This window comes from Paenibacillus sp. LBL (genome assembly GCF_029893715.1).
Classification (GTDB): domain Bacteria; phylum Bacillota; class Bacilli; order Paenibacillales; family Paenibacillaceae; genus Paenibacillus_AQ; species Paenibacillus_AQ glucanolyticus.
On record NZ_JARXYU010000040.1, the window covers coordinates 1 to 5,232 of the forward strand.

Below are 5,232 nucleotides of genomic sequence, written 5' to 3' on the forward strand. Positions count from 1 at the left end.
CCTTCGAATAATCAGTTGTTATTCTTTTTATTTGATAAGAACCCACTCTTTTCATACCATTAGGCACTTATAGAGTAACGTGTCGCACTGAAATGATACCCCGTCTTAATCGCTACGTTTTTGTATCCCTGAACCGGGTGACTTCCTCTTCGAATTGGCAGCGTAAATGGACTTACATTCCCTCGTGGAGCTCCATCAATTCCATTTAGACCAACCCAATACGACAAACCAGTAGACTCAGGGTTGCCTTCTTGCCATCTGAACACATTCTCCCAATTAAAATCGGCAATATCTGTAATATGAAAATCATATATCCTACCAATAACCTCTACAGATGCTTCGTCAATTGCAACATGGTGTGCTAGATCAGTATTAGCATCTGGTTGGTACGTAAAATCAGGAGGTGCATTTTCAGCGATATTTCTAAAAGATACAGTATAATCACCTTCATCCACCCAAACAGGCAAGAAAAATTCAGTATCTAACTGGTTAACCGGTATATCGATCCAGGTATTCTTCGGGTAAAAAACTGTTCTACTTCCATTGTAAGTATCAAACGGGAATCTGACTTGTTTGGTCCGGAAATACTTAGCGTAATCCCTATTTCCGTAACCAGGATAATTCACATGCTGCCCATTTGTCGGTATTCGCACCTTGAACGGTCTGTCTAAGATAAAGGCAGCTCGGTTATAATTCGGATTCGTTTTCTGATTGTGCTCTTGATCATCAGTAACTGATGAGTAATTCACCACTGGTGTATGAACTGTTACAGTGTTGATCTGGTGAATCGAAAATTCCATATCGCTTCCACCGTTTATGTTGCCAGGTAGCAATCCATAAAATATGGTGCCGGCACTCGTTGTATTAGCGCGATTGACCTTGCTTGAGCTGATCATGTTGTTGGGCTTATATAGGACGTTTTCATCGATTTGAGTCGGTGCTGGTATATTTCCAGGTCTCGGTCCCGTCTCTGATGTCCGAGCAGGATTCATGATTGTGGCGCCATTAAATACTAATGAATCATTGGTTACCTCAACCTTCTTCACGCCATTTTCGGCAACGCTTTGTAGATTCTCACTCGGTGGAGATGGTCTACTTGTAAATTGACTGCCCCCGTAAGATCCAGCTGGTGCCACAATAGGATCTGGTGGTGATGGCGGATAATATGCTCCAGACGCGTTTGTTGTAAACTGCGGCGCCTGATACCCTTGCGGAGTAATTGTAATCTGCTCACCTGGTAAGGCATAATTTCTTAAAATACCTTGATTGATTTTATACACTTCTAGGTTATCGATTACCCAATAAGAATACGGCCGCACTACGGTATATCTCTGAGTAACAACCTCTTCATCTTGTTGTGGATCCGGAACCTCGGTCGGTTTACCGTCTGGTCCATTGGGCCCTGGTTTCTTTGGATCCCATCGTAGAGTCCATGTCTTCTCCACGTTCACTTCAAAGGTACATGTTCCCGACATTTGGACAAAGGTGTTCTGGAATAAATAGTTCCGGGCTAAAATGTTTCCATAGAGGCTTTCGGATGTCGGTATCCCCTGTAGAACATCAAACATTTCATTCCCTCTTTGATCGGCAAGTATCTTAGCAGTTACCACGGGATCCATGTACCGACCATTAAGCTTTGTTCCCGGTGCCGGTGGCGTACAGGAAGCCTTCGGAGGGTCAGGCCCTGGTTTGTCTACTTCCTCATAGTAGTAGTAAACGTAATATTTGGGATAAGATCCGTCGTAGCGCAATGGAGATGGGTCACCCGACTCTATATTCCCTCCGGACGGTGGTCCAGAGTCGCTTACTTTAAAACCCTTGTACACGTAATCTGCTGTGCCAGGCGTATGTAGGAACGGATGTGATTTCCCTACTGTAAGTACCTCCGTACGATCGGTAAATCCTGGGATGCCATTCATTGCCTTTCCTTTTGTGGTATAGTGTCGAATTATTGCCTCGCCACCTTCAGGTTCAAGCTCGATGGTAATAAGTACGGGAAAGTAATATCGAACGCCTAGTATCAATCCGCCCATTCCTGGTTTAGTAATATCCTCAGCCCTAGGTGCAGACAATGTAGCGTTCATTTCAACAGGAAAAGTAACTGAATCTGTTCCATAACCGACAACCTTATTTACTTGATCTGGATCTATTACAGTATAAGATCTAGCAACATTCGGAACTCTAAAATCCCATGTTTCCTGTTTGTATCTAGAGTTATAATACAATATATCCCCATTAGGATCGGTCATATTTACATCAAACTTAGTAACCTTAACTTTTTTTATTTTTCGGTTTGGGAAGTCAAAACTGTATGGAAAAGATATTGGTTTAGTGTCACCGGGTGCTCCATCAGACGTCCAGTTTCCTGCAGAATCTCTCCAAATATCGTGATAGAACAGTCCAACGAAAAGGTGAGTATTATCTGGATCAGAAGGTTTGGGCGTCGTCGGTAAAACTCCAGCAAAAGCTGTATTAAACGTTTGAAACATTAGTGTCATAATCAGAGTTAAGAGAACGATTTTTTTATTTTTTCTCATATTTCTTCTACTCATCACAACTACTTAAATGGGTTAATCATAAGTGTTAGTGAATTACCTGACATATTAAGTGCGATATAGTCTGCATTTTCAATCCTAAATGATCTCCAAGTTTTATCTCCACCGTTAATTTCATCCGTGTCTGACCACGTTGTATAAGATTTAATGTAGGTTTTATCTGCAGCCCGTTCGGGATTTGCTTGGCTTCTATATCGAGCTGGAAATCCTTTTTGTAAGTAGACTACTGAAATAGCACCTGAAGTAAACCGAGCTTGTAGATATGGATAATTATTGGATGCATTCGTTTCTTTCCAAATATCGTAGACAACAAATCCATCGATTTTCAAAGGTAGATCATCGATTGTAAAAACGCGGACGTCCTTCTTCCCATCAAGCAAGAATGTGTCCTTGCCATACAGATCAGTGTAAGATTTGGTTAGTCCATATTTCTTCACCGCCGGAACATCTTCTATATCCGGAACTTCCTTCGATCCAATCCAAACCCAATTCCCAACTTGATCCCAATTTACTGGTACACCAAGATTCTCACTTACAAAACGCAATGGCACATAAGTACGTCCTTTTACAGCTTTAGCAGGAGTATCCATTGTGACTTTCTTGCCGTTTACTTCAGCACTTTTGCTTCCTAATGTAAGAACAATGGATTTCCCATCTTTTTTATAGGTAACAGTTTTGCCTGAAAATCCAATCTTTGCATTGAGAGCTTCACCAATGCCACGTAACGGTACCTGAACCCGACCTTTTTCTGAAACGGGATCACCACCTTTAAACTTTACTTTACGTCCATCAACTAATACAGCAAGTTTTGGCCCACCTTCTCCATTCGCGGCCTCAACGACCGTATTACCAGACAAACCGAAAATTGATCCTGTTAAAACGGCTGTAGCAAGTAAGCATTTGAGATAGCCTTTCATTTAATCCTCTCCCTTTAATAATTAATACATTTCTTGTAAGAATATCGTATGGAGACCAACCCATTTACGAATTAATCGGTATTGAATGAGTTTCATCTCTGGGTAAATCTATGGTTATGTCAAGATAAAAACTATCTTCCTCCAATATTAGATCAGCCATCTTTCTTACCCTGTTGCCGTAAATTTCCGTTCTGTATTCTCTTACCATAAAGGGTAACTCCAAACGTCCACAATTAGTTGTAATCGAAACTCTATCTCCCCATTTGAGAGCAAGTAACTTATTATCAAAAATAACTACATCATCTGAAGGAAATGTTAGTTCATGCAAATTTACTTTTTTATATGCCTGGACAACTTTACTTATTGCCCGAACCACTAATTGTGAGGCTATTTGATATTTCTCGCGCACCTCGTAGTAACACTCTTTTTGCAAGTTTATTTTATTTGTGGTCGTTTTAGTCTTAAAAGCAATTATACTGATGAAATTACATACTTCGTTAAAGAGTCTCATTGTTTCTTCTAACTGCCTAAATTGATCATCATTTGTGAGTAACTTAACTCTCATAATGTAAAGCAAATTATCACCCCCTTATAACTATATTTTACCATACATATTGACTAAATCAATCAATATGGAGCTTATCATTAAATCTTTCAAGGATTGATTCGATTTTGGCATGATAACGGAATATATCCAGATAATGCAGCTTCCTTTTCAGTTCCGAATGTCTCTTGTATTTCGTAGGCAGAAGAGTAACCTTCACATTGGCTCCTGAAGTAATACTTCAACCCGGTTTGCTTATTTATAGCTCCTTTTACCGGATGACTTTTGATCAGTCTACTTCCACCTAATGCGTAATGATTATACGTTGTGTTTCCCATTGGTACTCCTTGAACAAACGCTAATACCCCAACGTCATCAACCGTGTTGTTCCAATCTTCCTGGCTTATTGTTGGTAAAGTAAATGTATAAGATATCCCATAACGCTTCGCATGCTCATTATAGTAATTTATTTGATATTGTAGATCCTCTTGGATAGTATTTACGATAGTGGTCATTCTAACTGAATTAAATGTCGTTTCATCTTGCAGGAGCGGGACAGAAGGGATTTGTACTGCCAACTCCGATCTTTTTCCATAATGCCATGTATCAGTGGTTCTCTCGTATACCGTAACAAAATCATCAAGCGTGAATGACAAGGAATTTTGATATTGATCTACGTAAGCATAGGGTTTCTTAGGTTGAAGTAAATGCTTAACTTCTGTCTCATTACTTTTATTTTTATATCGGTCCATAGTGTACATGTGGTAACCGTCATATCCAATTATAACTATCGCCGGCACATAATTTTTCAATACCCCTTGCATAACGGAGTCATTTTGTGCCTCAAAGTTTAAGTACAAGGTATTCCAAAAGCTTTCTATACCTGCACTCACATTAACATTCACTTTCTTTCGAGATTGATACTGGACTTCCTTATTTTGATCTACGTTGAATTTTAAAGAATCTGCAGCATCTCTTACTGCTGTATCAACTGCAGCGTTATATCTTAATTCAAGATTATTAGTAAGCCTCTGAGTATTCACTTTATAATTATTCAAGTAATGAAAGGGCAAAAGAATAATAACAAATGCCATAACAAAGTTAATAGAAATAGGTAAGGATTTGATACGATCACCGCCTTTTCCCCTTCTCCGCACCGTGCGTGCGACTTTCATCGCACACGGCGCTCCATCTTTTTAGATTTTTATATCAATAG

4 protein-coding genes are annotated in these 5,232 nt (G+C 39.7%); all 4 read right to left on the reverse strand.

The annotated features are described in order from the left end of the window. Window positions 1-59 precede the first annotated feature (59 nt). The 4 genes from M2277_RS31510 to M2277_RS31525 all read right to left on the reverse strand — a co-directional run bounded on the left by M2277_RS31510 (window position 60) and on the right by M2277_RS31525 (window position 5,191). Complete coding sequence (locus M2277_RS31510; RefSeq protein ID WP_280756419.1) at window positions 60-2,537, reverse strand: DUF5704 domain-containing protein; 2,478 nt, start codon at window positions 2,535-2,537, stop codon at window positions 60-62. A gap of 20 nt (window positions 2,538-2,557) precedes the next feature. Then, window positions 2,558-3,472, reverse strand: coding sequence for a stalk domain-containing protein (locus tag M2277_RS31515; protein ID WP_280756420.1), 915 nt, complete (start codon window positions 3,470-3,472; stop codon window positions 2,558-2,560). A gap of 64 nt (window positions 3,473-3,536) precedes the next feature. Further along, complete coding sequence (locus M2277_RS31520) at window positions 3,537-4,049, reverse strand: hypothetical protein (protein ID WP_280756421.1); 513 nt, start codon at window positions 4,047-4,049, stop codon at window positions 3,537-3,539. Between the two features lie 77 nt (window positions 4,050-4,126). Beyond that, the gene (locus M2277_RS31525) at window positions 4,127-5,191 is read right to left on the reverse strand and encodes a hypothetical protein (protein ID WP_280756422.1); all 1,065 of its coding nucleotides are present in this window, start codon (window positions 5,189-5,191) and stop codon (window positions 4,127-4,129) included. Between the last annotated feature and the right edge of the window lie 41 nt (window positions 5,192-5,232).

Excerpts from the sequence above, each read along its gene's own strand:
- M2277_RS31510 (WP_280756419.1), bottom strand. The coding sequence starts at position 2,537 with ATGAGAAAAAATAAAAAAATCGTTCTCTTAACTCTGATTATGACACTA.
- M2277_RS31515 (WP_280756420.1), bottom strand. The coding sequence starts at position 3,472 with ATGAAAGGCTATCTCAAATGCTTACTTGCTACAGCCGTTTTAACAGGA.
- M2277_RS31525 (WP_280756422.1), bottom strand. The coding sequence starts at position 5,191 with ATGAAAGTCGCACGCACGGTGCGGAGAAGGGGAAAAGGCGGTGATCGT.